Below are 19,058 nucleotides of genomic sequence, written 5' to 3'. Positions count from 1 at the left end.
GAGATCTCAGATCCCCGCCGGTTCCGGGACTCCCGCACCGCGTTCCAGTACCCGCTCCTTCTCGCGGATCACCGGCAGCACCGCCCGGCCGAAGTGTTCGACGTCCTCCAGATAATGCAAAAACCCGAGCAGCAACAGGTTCGCGCCGCGCTTTTTGTACTCGATCGCCCGGTCCGCGATTTGTTCCGGAGTGCCGATCAACCCGGTCCGGAATCCGTCGTTGTACTGCACCAGGTCCGCGAACTCCGAATCCGCCCACATGCCCTTGGTGTCCGAAGTGGACTTCCCGGCCTGCGCGACCGCCGAGCGGAATCCTTCGACGGCGGGCACGTTCGCCTTCGCCACGATCTCCCGCAGCACCTCGCGCGCCTCGGCTTCGGTCTCGCGGGCGATCACGAAGCCGTTGAGCCCGAAGCGCACCGCGTGGTCGTTCTCGGCGGCGTACCCGCGCACCTCGTCGACCTGCTCGCTGAAACCGGCGAAATCCTTGCCATTGCTGAAATACCAGTCCGAAACGCGACCGGCCAGCTTGCGCGCCGCGGTGGAGTTGCCGCCCTGGAAGACCTCCGGATGCGGCCGTCCGGGGCCGGCGACCGGTTTGGGTTTGATGTCGAAATCGTGGATGCGGTAGAAATCGCCGCCGAACTCGGCGTGGTCGTCGGTCCACAATTGCTTGAGCACGCGGATGAACTCCTCCGAGCGGCGGTAGCGCTCGTCGTGTTCGAGCCAGGGCTCGCCGAGACCGGTGAACTCGTCTTTGAACCAGCCGCTGACCACGTTCACCGCCGCCCGGCCGCCGGAGATGACGTCCGCGCTGGCGATGAACTTCGCGAGCACGCCGGGCTGCCACAGTCCAGGGTGGACGGCCGCGATGACCTTCAGCCGCTGCGTCGCGAGCAGCAGCGCCAGGCTGAAACCGGTGGATTCGTGCTGGTAGGCGGCACCGTAGCTGGCGGTGTAGCGGACCTGGGTGAGCGCGTATTCGAAGCCGTTGTTCTCGGCGAGCACGGCCAGGTCGCGGTTGTACTCGTAGCCCCAATCGGTGCGCTGTTCGATGTCGCTGGTGACCAGGCCGCCGCTCACATTCGGGACCCAGTAAGCGAATTTCAGGGGTTCGTGGGGTTCAGGTGCGGACATGGCGGGAGTGAAACAGCGGCCGGGCGCGGTGGCAAAGGGCGTCCACGCGGTGGAATGTGCCAACCCGTGCCGGTGCTCCGGCCGTCCCCGGGTACGCTGCTCCGGCGGACGAGCTGGCAGGACGGTCGCGGCCCGGGTTCTCCCGGTCCGAGGAAAGTCCGGACTCCGCAGGGCAGGGTGGTTGCTAACGGCAACCCGGGGCGACCCGCGGGACAGTGCCACAGAAAACAGACCGCCCCCGTCTCACGGCGGGGGTAAGGGTGAAACGGTGGTGTAAGAGACCACCAGCATCCCGGGTGACCGGGATGGCTCGGTAAACCCCACCCGGAGCAAGGCCAAGAGGGAGCTTCGCTCCTGCGCAGGCGATCGAGGGCGGCCCGCCCGATGCCTGCGGGTAGGCCGCTGGAGCCTGCCGGCGACGGCAGGCCGAGATGGATGACCGTCGCCCGGTCCGCCGCGAGGCGGCCCGGGAACAGGATCCGGCTTACATGCCAGCTCGTCCGCCCGATCGCTACGATCGGGCGCATGGGTCAAGCCGTCGCCGCCGCTGTCGCCTTCCGGACCACCTTCGACGCTCTGCACGCTCCCGTCTACTTCGCGCCGGAGACTCAGCAGCGGCTCGCCGCCGTGGGGCTCAAACCGGGGTCGATGACCTACTTCGCCAGCCGCGCCGCGGCGATGGGCGCGGTCGGACCGGGCACGGTCACCGCGACCTTCTACAGCTTCAGCCCCAGCCTGATCGCGCACTTCGTCCCGCGTGTCTGGACGCTCGCCACCCCGGAGACCGTCCTGGAAGCCCGGCTCGCTGCCGTCGACGAGGTCTACCGCAGGCTGTTCGGCGCCGAGACGCTCGCGTCCGCGGAGGTCGCCGAGGCGGCGGCGCTCGCGCGCGAAGCGACCGAAGGCTGCCGTCCGGAGGGGCGTCCGCTCTACGCCGCCCACGCGGACCTGGCGTGGCCCGAGGAGCCGCACCTCGCGCTCTGGCACGCGACCACGCTGCTGCGCGAGCACCGCGGAGACGGGCACGTCGCGGCGTTGACCACGAATGGCCTGCCCGGTCTGGAGGCACTGGTCACGCACAGCGCGACGGCGAACGGAACACCGCCAGACACCGCCAAACGCACCCGCGGCTGGAGCGACGACGAGTGGGACGCGGCCGCGTCCAGGCTGGCCGCCGACGGAATCCTCGGCGCGGACGGCGCGCTCACCGAACGCGGGCTGGCGTTCCGCGAACACGTCGAGACGGCGACGAACGCGGCGGCACAGGGCCCGTGGCGGCGCCTCGGCGAGGAGAAGACGGCTCGGCTGGAACAGCTGTGCGCCGCGCTCAGCCGCCGGGTGATCGAAGCCGGCGCGATCCCCAGCAGCGCGTTCCGGGCCTGATCCTCGAGACGGCCTGGAACTGCCCGGGATCACGCTTTGTAGTGAACAAATGCGCACATCGGACGTGATGGTGACCGTTATCGCATCAGAGAGTGATCAATTCCGGATTGTTTTCCAATCCGGTTGTCACTCACCGGACTCGCGGCGGAACGCCGATCGGGGCATGCCACACTGGTCCCTGCCCGACACGCCGGTCCGGGGCGCACTGAGAGTGAGCGCCGCACGATTTGCGGAGCCGCACCGCCGGAACACTGCGCAATCCGGGTGGCTTGGGTTATTCCGGAGCACCCTTGCCACGATGATGGAGGGCGAGGAATCCTGACCACCGGACCGCAGCACCCGCCCGTTAACCACAAGTCGACATCTACGCAGCGCGCTTTGACCATTACCCCTTGTAACGCCATGATGGTGTTCGTAGCTTCGCCGAAGCCAGAACAGCGCGGCGCCTGCCGTGCACCGGGAGTATCGCGATGACCAGCATGACCGCCCTTGAGACGTTCGTGGCCGAAGGGCTCGGCACCAGCAACGTCCGCACCTGGCTGCTCGACAACGTCATCCCGCTCGTACTGCTGGCGGTGGCGTTGCTGCTGCTGTGGCTCGGCGGCGGCAAGGGCGACAACGCGGGAGTCATGCGGCGGCTCGCCGGTGTGGTCATCGCGCTCGCGATCATCGGACTCGCGGTCAGCGGAGCGGGCGTCAACGTGGGCCAGTGGATCGCCGGCCTCTTCACCGGCTGAGGCGGAGCAGGCGTGCGGATCAGGACCGATGACGAGGTGTACCGGGTCGATGCCGTCTGGCTCGGCCCGCCGAAAGCGACTTTTCCCTGGCGAGCCCGATACGTGGCATGGCTCGTCGGCATTCCGGTCTTCCTGGTCGTGCTCACCGTGGAGCGGTGGGTCGGCTGGAGTTTCGGGTTCTTTTCCACGGCGTGGGCGTTCGTGGCCACGATCGTGATCACCAGGCTGATCACCGCCAAGATCAGTCACGAGCGCCCGCTGGGCGCGGTGATCGCGATGATGGGCCAGGAATTGCGCGCGCCGCGCGAACGGTCCTCGGGCGCGGGCGGCGCGGTGAGCGCCAGCCGGGTCCGGGTGCGGGCGGAGCGCCCGCTGCCGAAGCACAAGAGAAGGCGGCAGTACCAGCACCGCGACCCTCGTCGCGGTGCTGGCACGAGTGCCGGGAAACAGGGAGCACCACGAGCGCGCCGGAGCCGCCCCGCGGCTCGGGCCGGGAGGTAGTCGTTGTTCGGTCGCGGCGGAAGCCGAGGGAAACGGGAGCAAGACGTCCCCGCCGGCGCGTGGAACGCGCCACCGCGGGGCCGTCCGCCGTCCGGCGGCACAAACTCCGGCGGCAAGGGCCGCCGGCTGCCCGGTGAGCAGGCGATACCGGCGTACACGCCGTCGATCGCCGCGCGCAGCATCGACGGCCACCTGCTGCGGACCGGGTACGAGGTGTACGCCTGGTACCGGCTCGCGCCGCAGCGCTGGTCGTTCCGTTCCGATTCGCAGCGCCGCGACCTGATCGCGGCCATCGCGGGCCAGTACGCCGAACTGCAGGGCCGCTGGCTGCACCTGCGCGTCACGAACCGGCCGTACCCGATCCGGATGTGGGCCGAGGCGCACGTGCACAACGCGGTCGGCAGGCCGGGCGACGTGCCGGGCGCGCTGTCGTTCGACGACTACCTGATCGGCGAGCAGCAGCAGCTGATGGGCCGCTCGATGGCGGAAAAAGAGGTCTACCTCGGCGTCCAGGTGCAGACGCGGCGCATGGTGGACCGCGCGGTCGAACGCGCCGCGCCGGTGCTGCGCCGGATCCTGCCCGAGGCGGTCGACGCCGAACTGGCCGCGCTCGACTCCGAGATCGAGCACCTCGACCAGATCATCGGCAGCGCCGGGCTGGAAGGCCGTCCGGTGCACGCCGAGGAGATGTCCTGGCTCATGCACCGCTCGTGCTCGCTGGGCCTTCCCGCGCCGCGGAACATGCCCGCGGTGCCGGGTGCGGCGTGGGAGCCCGAGGACCTCGCCAGCTTCACCGACGCGGCTGATTTCCACGCCGACCCGTACGCGCCCACGGTCACCGTGCGTGGCCGCACCGGGTCCAACGCTGGCGTGTCGCGGCATCTCGCGGTGCTCACCGTCGGCCAGATGCACGGGCTGCAGATCCCCGAGGTCGACGACCCGTGGATCCAGCACGCGGACCGGCTGCCCGCGGCGGTCGAGGTGTCCGCGCGGATCTACGTGCGGCGTCCGGAAGAGGTGTCCGGCGAGCTGCAGCGGCAGATGAACAAGGTCCGCTCGCAGGTCAAGCACTACACCGACGAGCACGAGCTGGAACCGCCGCAGTCGCTGGCCCGGCAAGCGGGCCGGGTGCTGGAGATCGACGACGAGATGACGTCGGGCTTCACCGCACTCGCCACGCGCGTGCGGTCGTGGTGGCGCCTCGCGGTGTCCGGCCCGACCGAGCGCGACGCGTTGCGGCTGGCCCAGCAGCTGCTGGACCTGTACAAGCCGAAGATCGCCATCGAGCACCCGGAAGCCCAGTACGCGATGGCCAGGGAGTTCATCCCGGGCGAACCGCTGGCCTCGGGCGCGTACATGCGCCGCGGTTCGGTGGTGTGGACGGCGTCCTCGGTGCCCACCGCGACCGCGGAGGTCGGCGACCGGCGCGGGATCCTGCTCGGCGAAACGGTCACCGCGACGCGGCGTCCGGTGGCCTGGGACCCGTGGATGGCGCAGGAGATCCGCGACGGATCGGGCCTCACCGCGATGGTCGCCGGACTCGGCGGCGGCAAGTCGTTCCTCGGCGGCGGCATCGTCTACAAGACGCTGCGGGCCGGGGCGCACTGGACGATCCTCGACCCGTCCGGCCCGCTGTCGCGGCTGTGCGACCTGCCGGAGATCCGGCCGTACGCGCGGCCGATCAACCTGCTCAACGCCCAGCCGGGCATCCTCAACCCGTACCGCGTGGTCGCCGATCCGCTGATCGAGCACTTCATGGACGAGGAGGACCCGGAACGCTCGTGGCGGCGCGAAAAGGCGCTGGCCGGGGCGACCCGGCGGCGGCTGGTGCTCGACGTGCTCACCGGCGTGCTGCCGTACGAGGTGTCGCGGATGGCGCAGACCCGGATCGTGCTGCTGCGCGCGGTGCGCGCGGTCGGCGGCCGGTTCGACGCGGACCCCGGCCAGGTCATCGACGCGCTGCGGCGGGATTCGAGCGAGCACCACGAGCACGCGGTCGTGGTCGCGGACTTCCTGGACGAGATGCGCGAGCGGATGGCGCTGCTGATCCCGGAAACCGACGCGGACCCGTACGCCGAGACCCGCGACGACCGGATGACCGTGCTGACCATGGCGGGCCTGACCCTGCCGAAGGACGGCGTCCCGCGCGAGTACTGGACCGACGCCGAATCCCTCGGCGTGGAGATGCTGAACCTCGCGGCGTGGCTGACCCAGCGGTCGGTGTACGAGAAGCCGAAGGAACTGCGCAAGGGCGTCTGGATCGACGAGGCGTTCTTCCTGTCCGAGGTGCCGACCGGGCGCGTGCTGATGAACCGGTTCGCGCGTGACTCGCGGAAGTGGAACGTCCGGGTGCTGCTGTCGTCGCAGATCCCGGCGGACTTCCTGAAGATCCAGGGTTTCGTGGCGCTGCTGGACTCGGTGTTCGTCGGCAGGCTCGACGACGACGACGCACAGGCCGACGCGCTGCGGCTGCTGAAGGTGCCGGTCGGCGTCGGCTACGAGCAGGTCGTCGCCGCACTGGGCCGTCGGCCAGGAGCCCAGCGCGGGCTGGAACGCGACATGGAACCCCGGCAATTCATCTTCGGCGACGGCGCCGGCGGCGTGGAACGCATCCGCGTCGACTTCTCCGGCCCGCATCTCGACCCGCTGCGCGCGGTCATGGACACCACCCCGGGCTCGCCCGACGCGCGCACGAAACCCGGCAGCGAACTCGTGGCACCCCACGAGGACGAGGCCAAGCCGTATGTCCCCGCCCCACCGGAGGACGACGAGCTGGAACACGACTTCGAACTCCAAGCGGAACTCGAGGTCGGTCTTGCCGACGAGCAGCTCCTGGGCTCGCCGGACCCGCTCGCGTCCGAGACCGGCGAGGTGGAGGGTGCAGTGCGCAACGGACGGCAGGAGGACCGGCACGCCCGCGCCGGCGGCAAGGGCGGCGGCACCGGCAGGGATGCCGCATGAACCCCGGTGATCCGGGCCGGCCCGCGCCGGCTGTGAGGAGGCCTGCGTGAACACCGTCTTCACGCTGGCGTTCGTCCTCGCGTTCGCCGCCGGCTGGCACGCGCTGCGCAAACGCGTCAAGGAGGGCCCGAAGCCGGGCGGGCGTCGGCCCAGCCGGCGTGCGTCGCTGCTGGCCGTGGTGGCGGTGATCGGCCTGCAGACGGTGCTGTTCGCCCCGGCGGCCAACGCGGCGGCTTGCGGGGAATCGCCTAACCCGGAGCGTCCGGGAGCGGGCATGGTCGGCGCGCTCGACCCGCCCGAGGGCCATGGCGAACCTGGCAGCGCCTACATCGACTACAGCTACGCGGGCACGGTCTGGAACACCTATCAGACCAACTGCACGGCGCTTTCCGCCATCGCGTCGCCCAGCTCGACCATCGACACCTGGGCCGGGAACCAGCTGTTCAACGTCGGCAAGAACATCGTCGGCGCCACGAACTCGCTGCACTACACCGTCCTCGAGGGCGGGTTGCTGAACCCGATCTACAACGCGGTGAAATCGGGCGCGGAGAAGGTCTACAACAACATCTACGCGCAGTTGTTCGGCCTGGTCGCGCTGATCTTGTCGATCATGTTGTTCCGCAACATCTGGCGCGGTGACCTCGCCGGGGTCAGCAAACGGGCGCTCTACGCGATGGCGGGCGTCTGGCTGGCCGCTTCGTCGCTGGCGATGCTGAGATATTTCGATCCGATCGACAAGGCGATCGTCCAGACCACCACCAACATCCAGGCGGGATTCGTCGACTCGTCGCAGAACCGGATCGTCCGCGACATCCTGCCCACGGACCTGCACAACCAGGTCGTCTACGACAACTGGCTGCGCGGCGAGTTCGGTTCGCCCACCGCCCCGCAAGCCCAGCAGTACGGCAAGCCGCTTTTGGACGCGCAGGCATTCACCCGCGATCAGCTGGTGAACGGCGACGACGCCAAGCAGAACGTCGTCGACGCCAAAAAGGCCGCCTTCAAAGACATCTCCACCAAGCTCGGCCCCGCCACCGGCTACTTCACCGGCGAGGCGGGCGGCCGCACCGGCGCCGGGTTCCTTGCCCTGGGCCAGAGCCTCGTCTACTCGCTCTTCCAGTTGCTGGCCAAGGCGTCCGTGCTGCTCGCGCAGGTGCTGATCCGCCTGTTCGCGCTCACCGCGCCGCTGATCGGGCTGGTCGCGCTGCTGAACCCGGAGATCCTGCGCCGCGTGCTCAAGGTCGCCGGCGGCATCGCGTTCAACCTGGTCGTGCTGTCGGTGCTGGCCGGCGTGCACGCGCTGCTGCTGCAGGCGATCTTCGCCGCGGGCGACGGGCTCAACCTGCTCACCAAGATGGTCCTCGCCGGCCTCATCACGGTGCTGTTGTTCCTGGTCGGCCGGCCGGTGCGGCGGCTGTGGCAGATGGTCGAGATGTCGGTCAGCATGGTCGGCGCGGCGGTGCCGTCGCCGGGCGGCGGGCTGTTCTCCCGGTTCCGCCGGAAGAACGGGCCGACGCCGCAGGACGAGTTCTGGCAGAACGTCCGCGACACCGACGACGTCGTCGACGGCGAGCAGCGCGGCCCGATCGGCGCGACGGTCGGCGGCGGCCGGTATCGGCCCGAGGCGGCGGTGTTCGCCAGCTCGCAGCGGCTCGACAACGGCTCCCGCGCGGCCCGGCCCGCGGCGGCCTGGTCCGGTGCTCCGTGGCCGGGCGCGGTCGGTCCCGCGCAGTCGGCCGCGGGCGCGCTGCCCGCGGGCGGCGGGGGAGGCGCGCCGGTGTTCGGCCAGTACCACCCGGTGGCCGGTGCGCCCGGCGACTACGTCATGGCGGGTGCGCGCTGGCCGGTCAAGGAAAGCCGCCAGGTCGACACGTCCCCGGTCGCCGACCGGCGGTGGAGCGACGAGCCGGAACCGGTGGTCGTGCCGTCCCGGATGGCCGCGCCGGACCGCGGCTACTCCTCGCCTGCCCCGGACCAGCCCGGGTTCACCGTGCCGACCCAGGGCATCCGGGCCCAGCCGCGCCGGGTGGACCCCGAGGTCGTGGCCGGGAAACCGGTGTTCGTGCTGTACCGCCCGTCGCGCGGCATCGAGGTCCGCGACACCGACCAGGTCATGGGGCGGTGAGGCGATGCCGATCCGCACCAACCGCGGCCGGACCGCGGTGTACCGCCGCCTGTGGGGCTACCCGCTCCGCTCGCCCCGGCACCTCGTGGGCACGCTGGTGTTCCTCGCGCTGGTGATCACCGCGCTGGGCATCGGCCTGCCGAAGGTGCTGGGCAAACCGGCGTCCGCGCAGCCGGGAGCGGCTCCGCCGAACTCGTCGGCCGGACCGCGCACCGGCGTCGCGGCTCCGGTGCCGAGCACTGAAACCCTGCCGACCCGGCTGTCGCAGCCGCTGGTCACCCCGACGTCGGCGCCGCCGAGCCCGGAGGCGGTGAACGTCGCGAGGCAGTGGGCGAACGCCTGGGTCCGCCATCCGGCGGGCATCTCGAACGCCGACTGGCTCAACGGGATGCGCGGGCTCACCACCGACGAGTACCTCCCCGTCATGTCCACAGTGGACCCCGCGAACATCCCCGCCACCAAGGTCACCGGCGATCCGACGGTCACGCAGTCCTACTCCAGCTCGGTCAAGGTCGTGGTCCCCACCGACGGTCCGAAACTCAGCATCACCGTGGTCAAAATCAGCGCGGGGTGGCGAGTGTCGGATTACGACCAGGCGAGCTGACCGTGAAGCTGGCCATTCTCGTCTCGGTGCTGATCGCCGCGGTTTTCGCCACGGTGCTCACCACCAACGTCGTGACGAAGGTCGTGAACGACCAGCAGCAGGCGGCGGCCGGCGGCATCGCGCTGACCTCGTGCGACGCCGCGATCGGCCCGACCCAGCCCGGCCAGCCGGAGCAGGGCGGTTCGGACGCCGCCGAACTCGACCAGGAGTCGCGCGGCACGGTTTCGCTCATCATCGCGATCGGCAAGCAGCGCAGCCTCGCGCCGCGCGCGTGGCAGGTCGCGATCCAGGCCGGGATGACCGAATCGCGGCTGCACAACGTGAACTTCGGCGACCGCGACTCGCTCGGCATCTTCCAGATGCGCCCGTCGATGAACTGGGGCAGCGCGGCCCAGGTCACCGACCCGAACTACGCGATCAACAAATTCTTCGACGTCCTGCTCGGCGTCCCGGACTGGGAAAACCTGCGCCCCGGCGACGCAGCGCAGCGAGTCGAGCGGTCCGGTTTCCCGGACCGGTACCACCGCTGGGAGGCCATGGCGGCCTCGCTGGTGCAGAACATGGGCCAGATCGCGGATGTGGTCGGCTGCGGGCAGGGCATGGGCGCCGCGCTGCCGCCGAGCCAGGCCGCCGCGCAGGCGATCAAGTTCGCCCTCGGCGAGCAGGGCAAGCCCTACATCTGGGGCGCGACCGGCCCGGACTCCTACGACTGTTCCGGCCTGATGCTGCGCGCCTACGAGTCGGCGGGCGTGGTCCTGCCACGCGTTTCGCAGGACCAGTACAAGGCGGGCGCGATGTTGCCGGTGCGCGAAGCACAGCCCGGCGACCTGATTTTCCTCGCCACCGACCCGGCCGACCCGACGACCATCCACCACGTCGCGATGTACCTGGGAGACGGCAAGATCGTCGAGGCCCAGCAGACCGGCGTCCCGGTGCACATCCGCCCGTTCTCGTTCGACGAGCGTCAAGTGGTGCCGCAGGCGGTGCGCCCCGGCGTCTAGCATGGGTGCGGGAGGCATCGGCTCTTGACCCGCGGGCGCCCAGTACCGCGGGTCCGGATTCACCCCGAAGTCGCGGCCTGTCCACGAGCACGTGGCCGCGCGCTGGCAGAGGATGGCACACGTGGCACGGAAATTCGGCAAGCGAGGCAAGTCAGGCCAGAGCGAGCCCCAGGACCCGGCGGCGCTGTTCGGCGCACCGCAGCCGCCGCGCCAGTCCGCGCACCCCGCGTCCAGCACCCCGTTGGCGGACCTGCTGAACCAGGGAATGCCCGGAGTGGACGGCGGGTACGTCGTCCTGCCGCGCTCCCTGGCGGAGGGCATGTCGCTGCCGTGGCAGCAACAAATGGCGGCTTTGCTGGCCCAGTTCCACGCAGGGCATGCGCGGTTGTCGTGGCCGGTCTATCGGGTGGTCCCGTCCCGTTACGAGCGGTTGGTCGATCTCGACGAGGAGCAGCTCGCGGAGGCGGGTTACCTGGTGGAGATGGACGCCGAAGGGGAGATGGTTTACCGGGAACGGAGCGGCCGGAAGGTCCAGGACCCGGACCGGACGACTGTGCTGGTGTCCTGCCTGGACCCGATCCCGCGCCCGGCCGCGGCGGGTCCGGCGCCTGCCGGGGAGGTGCGGCCGGTGGGGCCGTTGCCCGCGCCGGTGCCGATGAACATCGGACCGGCACCGGTGTGGCGGTCGGTTCCCAACGGGCCTGAGGAGGGGGCGGCTGGGCCGGTTAACACTGGTCAGGTGCCTCGTCCGCCGGAGGAGACCCGCTCGGCCGCTGGTACTGGCTCGGTTCCGGTAGCGAATCCGGAGCCGGTGACGAACGGCCAGGTCAAGGCACCGGAACCGCCCGCGCCTGTCCCGCCTGCGCCGCCCGCTGCGATGGCGGAACCGCCCGCGCCGGTCTCGCCCGCTGCGACGGCTGACCAGGTTCCGGAGACGGCCAGCCCGGCACCTGTGGCAGAGGCGCCCCAGCCTGATCCAGTGCCCGCAACTGACTCGGGCACGACTGTCGAAAAGCCGGTTCCTCCGCGCAACTCGGGCACCGCGGATTCCGCTCCGCCCGCGGTGGAAGAGGTGCCGCCCGCGGTTCCCGCACCGACGATTCCGGCCTCTCCGGCCTCTGCCCCCGCACCGCACGAGGCTCCGGCTCCCGCGCAACCGGTCGATTCGCAGTTGCGGGCGAGGCAGTCGTGGCAGCCGAAGCCGTACGTCCACGAGCCGAGGCAGCCCGCGCGACCCGCGGAACCATTGCCGCCGCAGGGAAATCCAGCGCACGGCCAGGCTCCTCAGCCAGGAGTGCAACAGCCGCAGTACGTCGCTCCGTCCCCGGCGCCGCAAGCTCCGTCCGCGCACCCGCCCGTTTCCGGGACACCGCAACAGGTTCCGCCTCCTGCCGCGCCGGTCACGGAGCAGCCGCCTGCGCAGCAACCCGCGCAGCCGATTCCGCCGACTGCACCGGCTGCGCAGCACCAGACTCCGCCCGCGCCTGCCCCGCAACAGACCGCGCCGGTGCAGCAACCGTCGGCGCAGCCTGTCCCGCAACCGCTTCCGCCAGCGAACCCCCCTGCCCAGCAACCGCTTCCGCCCGCACCCAGCGCCCAACCGGCTCCGCCCGCGCAGCAATCCCCAGCGCAACCGGCAAACCCGAACGCGACCGGACCGTCGCAGCCGGTCCCTCCCGCCACGGGCACCCCGTTCCAACTGCCGCAGCCCAGTGGCCGCCGACGGCCCGCCGAGACCGGACCGGACGGACGACCGCTGCCGGTTTTCCCCGGGCAGGAAACTGGTCCGTCCGGGCCACCGCAGCCGTCGCGGACGTATCGGGAGGAGCCGCCGGTCTTTCCCGGCAAGGAATCAGCCGTACCGCCGGTGCCGAAGCCGGATTACGGCGCTTCCTCCCCGGCGGACGACGCGGCGACCCCGCCGCGCGGCATCCCGGTTCCGGACGACCGCGGGTGGTTCGACGAGCACCCCGACCACGAGGACGACGGCCCGACCGACTTCGGGCCCACCGGGCAGCCCACCGAGGTCCCGTTCCGCTGGCGCAAATGAGCGGGCAGGTGTCAGGCTGAACCCATGTCTGACGACCCGAACCCGGACCAGGGCTGGTACTACAACACCCGGACCCGCGAAGTCGAGCACCTGGAACGCAGCCGAGGAGCGGACCTCCTCGGCCCCTACCCGGACGAGGCCACGGCCCGCCGTGCGCTCGACATCGCCCGCGAACGCACCCGCCAGGCCGACGCGGCCGACCGTTCGTGGGACGGCGACTGATCGTCTGACGCTCGCGGTCAGGCCTGAGTGGCGGGAGTCGGCTCGCCAGGCCCCGGACATAGAGCGCGCCTGTCAGGCCGATGCGACAGCGACTGGCCTGCTGGTTCCCACTGCCAGACCTGACTGGCGGGCGCAACCGGGCCGCGGGACAACGGAAAACCGCCGACCGGACACATCAAGTCCGGTCGGCGGCCTCGGTCCCTTCACAAAGACAGCTATCCCGCCACGAGAGCCGGATCCAGGACGAACTCCGGGTCTACCTGCTCCGCCAGATCCGCTCCCGCGCGCCCGTTTCCCCAGGCCCGCGCGTTCCGCAGGTGGAATTCCACTCCCTGCCGCTGATACCGAGCCCAATCGCGCGGCGTCGTGTCCACCAGTTCCTGCATCGCGGCCAGCGTCGCCAGGTTGCGCGGTTCCAGTTCGCCGATCGGCCGCGTCGTGCCGCGTTCGGCAGCTCGGACGTGGCCGGACGTCGTCATCCAGCCCAGCAGGGCCGAACCCAGTTGCGTGGTCAGGAAATCCACGTCGTCGCTGTCGGTGACCTTGTTCCCGACGGCAACCAGGTGAACCCCGAAGTCCCGCGCGTGATCCGCGTACTGACGGTAAACACCGACGCTGCGCAGGGTCGGTTCGCATACCAGGAACGTCACGTCGAAGCGCGTGAACAGACCCGAGGCGAACGCGTCGGCGCCGGCGGTCATGTCCATCACGACGTACTCGTCCGTGCTGTCCACCAGGTGGTTCAGCAACAACTCAGCCGCGCCGACCTTCGAGTGGTAGCAGGCGACGCCCAGGTCGTCCTCGTCGAATTTGCCGGTGACGCCCAGGCGGACGTCGCCTAGCGGGCGGAAGCAGGTGTCGAAGACGGGGTTGTCTTCGAACGGGCGCACGAGCCGCGAGCCGCGGCCGGGCGGGGTGGTTTTGATCATGGCGTCGGCGGACGCGATCCGCGGGTTGTCGCCGCGCAGGTAGTCCTTGATCAGCGGCATGTGCTCGCCCAGCGTCGGCCACGCCAGCGCCTGTTCTTCGGTCGCGCCCAGGGCTACCGCGAGGTGCTGGTTGATGTCGGCGTCGATGGCCAGCACCGGTTTGCCCGCACCCGCCAAGTACGAGACGAACAGCGACGAGAGCGTGGTTTTCCCGCTGCCGCCCTTGCCGACGAACGCGATCTTCACCGATTCGGCCCCTTCTGAAAATGAAGACGGTTATCAATGCCAGGCAGGCTACACCCGACCGGCCCGCGCCCGAACGGGCGATCATCGGCGGTTCGGCGGGATAGTGTTGGACCGTGCCGCCACTCGTGCTGAGGACGCCAGCGTCGGGAGGGGACTTCGGTCGTCTCCGGGCGGAGTTCGCGCTGCCGGAGTCGTTCGGGCCCGCGGTGCTCGCGGAGGCCGAAACGGCGGTGCTCGATCCGCTCGCGTCGGCCGGCGGCCGCGAGGACGCCACTGACCTGCCGTTCGTCACGATCGATCCGCCCGGGTCCAAGGATCTCGACCAGGCGATGGTGATCGAGCGGCGCGGCACCGGGTTCCGGGTGCAGTACGCGATCGCGGACCTGGCGGCGTTCGTGCCGCCGGGCGGGGCGCTCGATCACGAGGCGCGGCGGCGCGGGCAGACGCTGTACCTCCCGGACGGCAATGTCCCGCTGCATCCGCCGGTGCTGTCCGAAGGCGCGGCCAGTCTGCTGCCAGGCGAGATCCGGCCCGCGGTGTTGTGGACGATCGACGTCGACGAGGCTGGGGAAATCGTCGCCACGCGCGTTCGGCGGGCACTGGTGCGTTCGACTGAGCAGCTTGACTACGAAGGGGTCCAGTCGTCGCTCGACGCCGGGAAACCGCATCCGTCGGTGGCGGCGTTGCCGGAGCTGGGCCGGTTGCGGCGCAGTCTCGCGGTACGGCGCGGCGCGGTCGAGTTGCAGTTGCCGGAGCAGGAAATCAGCGGCGACATCGACGGCGGCTGGATTCTCGCGCGCCGGCCGCGGACGGTCGTCGACGCGTGGAACGCCGAAATCTCTTTGCTCACCGGGATGGCCGCGGCACGGATCATGATCGACGCCGGGATCGGGGTATTGCGGACGCTGCCGTCGCCGGAGCCGGACGCGGTGGAATGGCTGCGCCGGTCCGCGGCGGCGACCGGGCTGGCCTGGCCGGTCGAGCTGACGGTGTCCGAGTTTCTGTCTACTTTGGACCCGGGACAGCCCGCGTCGATGGCGTTGTACGCGGACACCACCAGGCTTTTGCGGGGCGCGGGTTACACGGCCTTCGCCGGGGAATTGCCCGCGGTTACGACGCATGCCGGGATCGGCGGGGCGTACGCGCATGTCACGGCGCCGATTCGTCGGCTGGTCGACCGGTTCGGCACCGAGGTGTGCCTGGCGGTGACGGCGGGGCGCGACGTGCCGGATTGGGTCCGCGAGGCGTTGTCTGAAGTACCGGCGCAGATGTCCGCTTCGGACAGTCTGGCCGCGCGGGTCGAGCGGGCGTGCATAGATCAGGTCGAGGCGTGGGTACTCGCTGAACATGTGGGTCACGAGTTCACCGCGGTGGTGCTGCGCGCGGAGGAGACGCGCGCGGAAATCCTGGTCGAGAACCCGCCGGTGATGGCGAAGTGCTCCGGCGAGAAGTTCCCGGAGGGCGAGCGGATCGCGGTGCGGCTGACCGAAGTGGACGTCGAGCAGCGGAAGGTGTCGTTCGAACGGGTATGAGGAACTCGGAACTGGTCGATGATCTCGGGGAGCCGGTGCCGATCGAGGGGCCGCCGCGGCGAGTGGTGTCGCTGGTGCCTTCGCTGACCGAGGCGGTGGAAGTCAGCGCGCCTGGGCGGTTGATCGGGGCGACGGACTACTGCACGCATCCGGCCGATCTGGACGTGGAACGGGTCGGTGGGTCGAAGTACCCGAAGCTCGACCGGGTGCTCGCGCTCAAGCCGGATCTGGTGCTGGCGAATTCCGAGGAGAATCGGCCGGAGGACGTCGAAACCCTGCGCGCCAACGGGATTCCGGTGTTCGTCATGGCCGCGGCGGAATCCGTGCCCGCGGCCCTGGGTTCGTTGCGGCGGATTTTCGGTCAGGTGTACGGCATCGACGAACCGGAATGGCTCGACACCGCGGATGAGCTGTGGCGCGAGGTGGAGCCGGTGCGATACCGGGCGGTGATCCCGGTGTGGCGCAAGCCGTGGATCGTGCTGGGGCGCGACACCTTCGCCGGTGACGTGCTGCGCCGCGTCGGGATTGAGAATGTCTACTCGGGACACTCGGAGCGGTATCCCCGGCCGTCGCTGGAAGAACTCCAGAAGACCGGGGCCGACCTGGTCGTACTGCCCGACGAGCCGTACGAATTCACCCAGGACGACGGCCCCGGCTTCTTCCCGGAGATGCGCCCGGTGCTGATTTCCGGGCGCTACCTCACGTGGTACGGACCGTCCCTCGTGGACGCCTGCGCGGCGCTCAGAGAGTCAGTCCAGTAAGGACGGTCACGCGCTCCTCGGTGAAGTCCGCCATCGCCGCGGCCGGGCCTTCCCGGCCGACGCCGGAGTCCTTCACCCCGCCGTACGGCATCTGGTCGGCGCGGAAGCTCGGCACGTCGCCGACCAGCACGCCGCCCACCTTGAGCCGCGCCGACACGTCGAACGCCGTCGGCAGATCGCGGGTGAAAACGCCGGTCTGCAAACCGAAGCGGGACGCGTTGATCCGCTCGACGCCGTCGTCCACAGAGGACACGCGAACCAGTGAGACCACCGGGCCGAACACCTCGTCCGCCATCACCGAAGCGTCCTCGGGAGCTTCGGCGAGCACGGTCGGCTCCACCGTCGCACCCTTGCGGCCACCGCCGGCCAGCAGCTTGGCACCGGCGACAACCGCGTCGGTGACCCAGGATTCGACCCGCGAAGCAGCTGCCTCGTTGACCAGCGGGCCAACGTCGACGCCGTCCTCGCGCGGGTTTCCAGTGCGCAGCGCGGCGACCTGCTCGAGAACCTTCGCCTGCAGTTCGTCGTAGACGTCCGTGTGCGCGTACACCCGCTGCACCGAAATGCACGACTGTCCGGCCTGGTACATGGCGAACGTCGCGATCCGCTGTGCGGCGAAGTCGAGGTCAGTCCAATCCGGACAGACGAGCACCGCGCCGTTGCCGCCGAGCTCCAGCGCGACGTGCTTGCGCGGCACGCTGTCGCGGATCGCCCAGCCGACCGGCACCGAACCGGTGAACGACACGACCGGCAGCCGCGGGTCCTTGACCAGTTCGGCGGTCGCTTCGTTGCCCAGCGGCAGAATCGACCAGCTGCCCGCCGGAAGATCGGTCTCGGCAAGGATTTCGCCGAGCAGCAACGCGGTCAGCGGCGTCGCCGGGGCCGGCTTGAGCACGATCGGCGCGCCGACCGCGATCGCCGGGGCGACCTTGTGCGCCACCAGGTTCAGCGGAAAGTTGAACGGTGTGATGCCCAGCACCGGACCGCGCGGCACGCGCCGGACGAGCGCGAGCCGTCCGGTGCCGCCCGGGTCGGTGTCGAGGCGCTGCAGGTCGCCGGAGAACCGGCGGGCCTCCTCGGACGCCCAGCGGAACGTCGACACCGCACGGCCGATCTCGCCGCGCGACCACTTCAGCGGCTTGCCCGATTCGGCGGTGATCAGCTGCGCGATCTCCTCCGCCCGCTCGGAAAGCCGCCGCGAGATGTGGTCCAACGCGCCGGCGCGGACGTGCGCGGGCAGCGTCGCGTACTCGTCGGCGACGTCGGCCGCGGCCTGGACCGCGGCCTCCACTTCGGACGGTCCGGGAAGATAGTGCGAACCGGCCTCGGAACCGTCGAACGAATGCCGGACGACGGTGGTTTCGCTGCTGGTTACCGGCTTTCCGGCCACCCAGAACGGGAAAGTCACTTGCGGGCCTCCGTGGCGATTGCGTACTCGAGAACGGCGAGGCCTTCGTCGAGCAACTCGTTGGACAGGGACAGCGGGGGAAGCAGCCGGACGATGTTGCCGTACGTGCCGCAGGTCAGCACCACGACACCCTGTGCGTGGCAGGCGGCGGCAATGCGCTTGGTGAGGTCGGCGTCCGGCTCGTTCGTGCCCGGCTTGACGAACTCGGCGGCCAGCATCGCGCCGCGTCCGCGGATGTCGCCGATCACGCCGGTTTCCTCGGCCAGCGCCCGAAGCCGCGGCAGCACCAGTTCCTCGATGCGCTTCGCGGAACCGGTCAGGCCGTCGTTGCGCATGGTCTCGATCGCGCCCAGCGCCGCGGCGCACGCGATCGGGTTGCCGCCGTAGGTGCCGCCGAGCCCGCCCGGGCCGACCGCGTCGAGCAGCTCCGCGCGCCCGGTCACCGCGGCGAGCGGAAGACCGCCCGCAATGCCCTTGGCCGTGCAGACCAGATCGGGGATGACGTCCTCGTGCTGCGAGGCGAACCAGTTTCCGGTGCGGCAGAAGCCGGTCTGCACCTCGTCGGCGACGAACACGACGCCGTTCGCCTTGCACCACGCGGAAATCGCGGGCAGGAAGCCGGGCGCGGGCTCGATGAACCCGCCCTCGCCCTGGATCGGTTCGAGCACGACGGCCGCGACCTGGTCGCCGCCGATCTGCTTCTCGATCCGGTCGATCGCCTGCCGCGCGGCCTCCGGGCCGGCCAGCCCGTCGCGGTACGGGTAGGAGCCCGGCACGCGGTACACCTCGGGCGCGAACGGGCCGAAGCCGTGCTTGTAGGGCACCGATTTCGCGGTCATGCCCATGGTCAGGTTGGTGCGGCCGTGGTAGGCGTGGTCGAACACCACGACGGCCTGGCGACCGGTGGCGGTGCGCGCGATCTTCACCGCGTTCTCGACCGCTTCGGCACCGGAGTTGAACAGCACCGACTTCTTCGCGTGGTCGCCCGGGGTCAGCTCGGCCAGCGCCTCGCAAACCTCCACGTAACCCTCGTACGGGGTCACCATGAAGCAGGTGTGGGTGAACAGCGCCGCCTGCTCGCGCACTCGGTCGACCACCTCGGGCGCGGAATGCCCGACGCTCGTCACCGCGATCCCGGAACCGAAGTCGATCAGCACGTTGCCGTCGGCGTCGGTGAGCAGTCCGCCGCTGGCGGAGGTGATGTAGGCGGGCAGCGTGGACGCGACCCCGGCGGCGACCGCGTTCGCGCGGCGTTCTTGCAGCGCGCGGGAGACGGGCCCGGGGATCTCGGTCTGCAGCCTGCGCTGCCGGGGTGCCGGAGCCTGCGGCTCGGCGGCGGTGCTCGTGGTCACGGCGCTCCTACGTCGCGGGTCGTGAGTGTTAATCCCGGTTAGAACCGCGATGCGCACTCACGAGCTTTCAGGTGGGTCGCCCTCAGGATGGGGCCTGCGCCGCCCGCCG

15 protein-coding genes and 1 other RNA gene are annotated in these 19,058 nt (G+C 70.4%); 12 read left to right on the top strand and 4 right to left on the bottom strand.

Annotation, left to right across the window (positions count from 1 at the left end; genetic code table 11):
* Positions 1 to 6 precede the first annotated feature (6 nt).
* Complete coding sequence (gene sfnG / locus ABZX37_RS28870; RefSeq protein ID WP_354744741.1) at positions 7 to 1,137, bottom strand: dimethylsulfone monooxygenase SfnG; 1,131 nt, start codon at positions 1,135 to 1,137, stop codon at positions 7 to 9.
* Positions 1,138 to 1,246: 109 nt separating this feature from the next.
* On the opposite strand from sfnG, the gene rnpB reads away from it, so the two are divergent.
* The 10 genes from rnpB (at position 1,247) to ABZX37_RS28820 (ending at position 12,721) form a co-directional block, all read left to right on the top strand.
* An RNA gene (rnpB, locus tag ABZX37_RS28865) (RNase P RNA component class A) lies at positions 1,247 to 1,640 on the top strand.
* Positions 1,641 to 1,662: 22 nt separating this feature from the next.
* On the top strand, positions 1,663 to 2,520 hold the full coding sequence (locus ABZX37_RS28860; RefSeq protein ID WP_354744739.1) for a hypothetical protein: 858 nt from the start codon (positions 1,663 to 1,665) through the stop codon (positions 2,518 to 2,520).
* Between the two features lie 470 nt (positions 2,521 to 2,990).
* Positions 2,991 to 3,257 carry a hypothetical protein gene (locus tag ABZX37_RS28855; protein ID WP_344288458.1) on the top strand — a complete coding sequence of 89 codons (267 nt, stop codon included), beginning with the start codon at positions 2,991 to 2,993 and terminating at the stop codon, positions 3,255 to 3,257.
* A gap of 12 nt (positions 3,258 to 3,269) precedes the next feature.
* Positions 3,270 to 3,758 (top strand): hypothetical protein, encoded by a 489-nt coding sequence (locus ABZX37_RS28850; protein WP_354744737.1) that lies wholly within the window; start codon positions 3,270 to 3,272, stop codon positions 3,756 to 3,758.
* A 3-nt stretch (positions 3,759 to 3,761) separates the two neighbouring features.
* Positions 3,762 to 6,719 carry an ATP-binding protein gene (locus ABZX37_RS28845; RefSeq protein WP_354744735.1) on the top strand — a complete coding sequence of 986 codons (2,958 nt, stop codon included), beginning with the start codon at positions 3,762 to 3,764 and terminating at the stop codon, positions 6,717 to 6,719.
* A 46-nt stretch (positions 6,720 to 6,765) separates the two neighbouring features.
* Positions 6,766 to 8,844 carry a magnesium transporter gene (locus ABZX37_RS28840; RefSeq protein WP_354744733.1) on the top strand — a complete coding sequence of 693 codons (2,079 nt, stop codon included), beginning with the start codon at positions 6,766 to 6,768 and terminating at the stop codon, positions 8,842 to 8,844.
* A 4-nt stretch (positions 8,845 to 8,848) separates the two neighbouring features.
* The gene (locus ABZX37_RS28835; protein WP_354744731.1) at positions 8,849 to 9,448 is read left to right on the top strand and encodes a hypothetical protein; all 600 of its coding nucleotides are present in this window, start codon (positions 8,849 to 8,851) and stop codon (positions 9,446 to 9,448) included.
* Positions 9,449 to 9,450: 2 nt separating this feature from the next.
* Positions 9,451 to 10,449: a C40 family peptidase gene (locus ABZX37_RS28830; RefSeq protein WP_354744815.1), complete on the top strand. Its 999-nt coding sequence runs from the start codon at positions 9,451 to 9,453 to the stop codon at positions 10,447 to 10,449.
* Between the two features lie 121 nt (positions 10,450 to 10,570).
* A complete protein-coding gene (locus tag ABZX37_RS28825) occupies positions 10,571 to 12,499 on the top strand; it encodes a hypothetical protein (protein WP_354744729.1) in 1,929 nt (642 codons plus the stop codon).
* Between the two features lie 24 nt (positions 12,500 to 12,523).
* The gene (locus ABZX37_RS28820; RefSeq protein ID WP_116203985.1) at positions 12,524 to 12,721 is read left to right on the top strand and encodes a hypothetical protein; all 198 of its coding nucleotides are present in this window, start codon (positions 12,524 to 12,526) and stop codon (positions 12,719 to 12,721) included.
* A 215-nt stretch (positions 12,722 to 12,936) separates the two neighbouring features.
* Here the strand turns inward: ABZX37_RS28820 and ABZX37_RS28815 are convergent, their stop codons facing one another.
* Complete coding sequence (locus ABZX37_RS28815) at positions 12,937 to 13,896, bottom strand: AAA family ATPase (protein ID WP_354744727.1); 960 nt, start codon at positions 13,894 to 13,896, stop codon at positions 12,937 to 12,939.
* Between the two features lie 125 nt (positions 13,897 to 14,021).
* Here ABZX37_RS28815 and ABZX37_RS28810 point away from each other — a divergent pair, with 125 nt between their 5' ends.
* Complete coding sequence (locus tag ABZX37_RS28810; RefSeq protein ID WP_354744813.1) at positions 14,022 to 15,428, top strand: RNB domain-containing ribonuclease; 1,407 nt, start codon at positions 14,022 to 14,024, stop codon at positions 15,426 to 15,428.
* Positions 15,425 to 16,189: a helical backbone metal receptor gene (locus ABZX37_RS28805; protein ID WP_354744725.1), complete on the top strand. Its 765-nt coding sequence runs from the start codon at positions 15,425 to 15,427 to the stop codon at positions 16,187 to 16,189. Before ABZX37_RS28810 ends, ABZX37_RS28805 begins: the two co-directional genes overlap by 4 nt.
* Here ABZX37_RS28805 and ABZX37_RS28800 read toward each other — a convergent pair.
* Together ABZX37_RS28800 and gabT are read right to left on the bottom strand one after the other, a co-directional pair.
* Positions 16,170 to 17,597, bottom strand: a complete 1,428-nt coding sequence (locus ABZX37_RS28800) for an aldehyde dehydrogenase family protein (protein ID WP_354744724.1) — start codon at positions 17,595 to 17,597, stop codon at positions 16,170 to 16,172. The genes ABZX37_RS28805 and ABZX37_RS28800 overlap by 20 nt on opposite strands.
* On the bottom strand, positions 17,594 to 18,949 hold the full coding sequence (gene gabT, locus ABZX37_RS28795) for a 4-aminobutyrate--2-oxoglutarate transaminase (RefSeq protein WP_354744722.1): 1,356 nt from the start codon (positions 18,947 to 18,949) through the stop codon (positions 17,594 to 17,596). Before gabT ends, ABZX37_RS28800 begins: the two co-directional genes overlap by 4 nt.
* Positions 18,950 to 19,058 lie beyond the last annotated feature (109 nt).

The organism is Amycolatopsis sp. NPDC004079 (assembly GCF_040610415.1).
GTDB lineage: Bacteria > Actinomycetota > Actinomycetes > Mycobacteriales > Pseudonocardiaceae > Amycolatopsis > Amycolatopsis halotolerans.
This window is presented reverse-complemented; position numbering and strand designations above follow the sequence as displayed.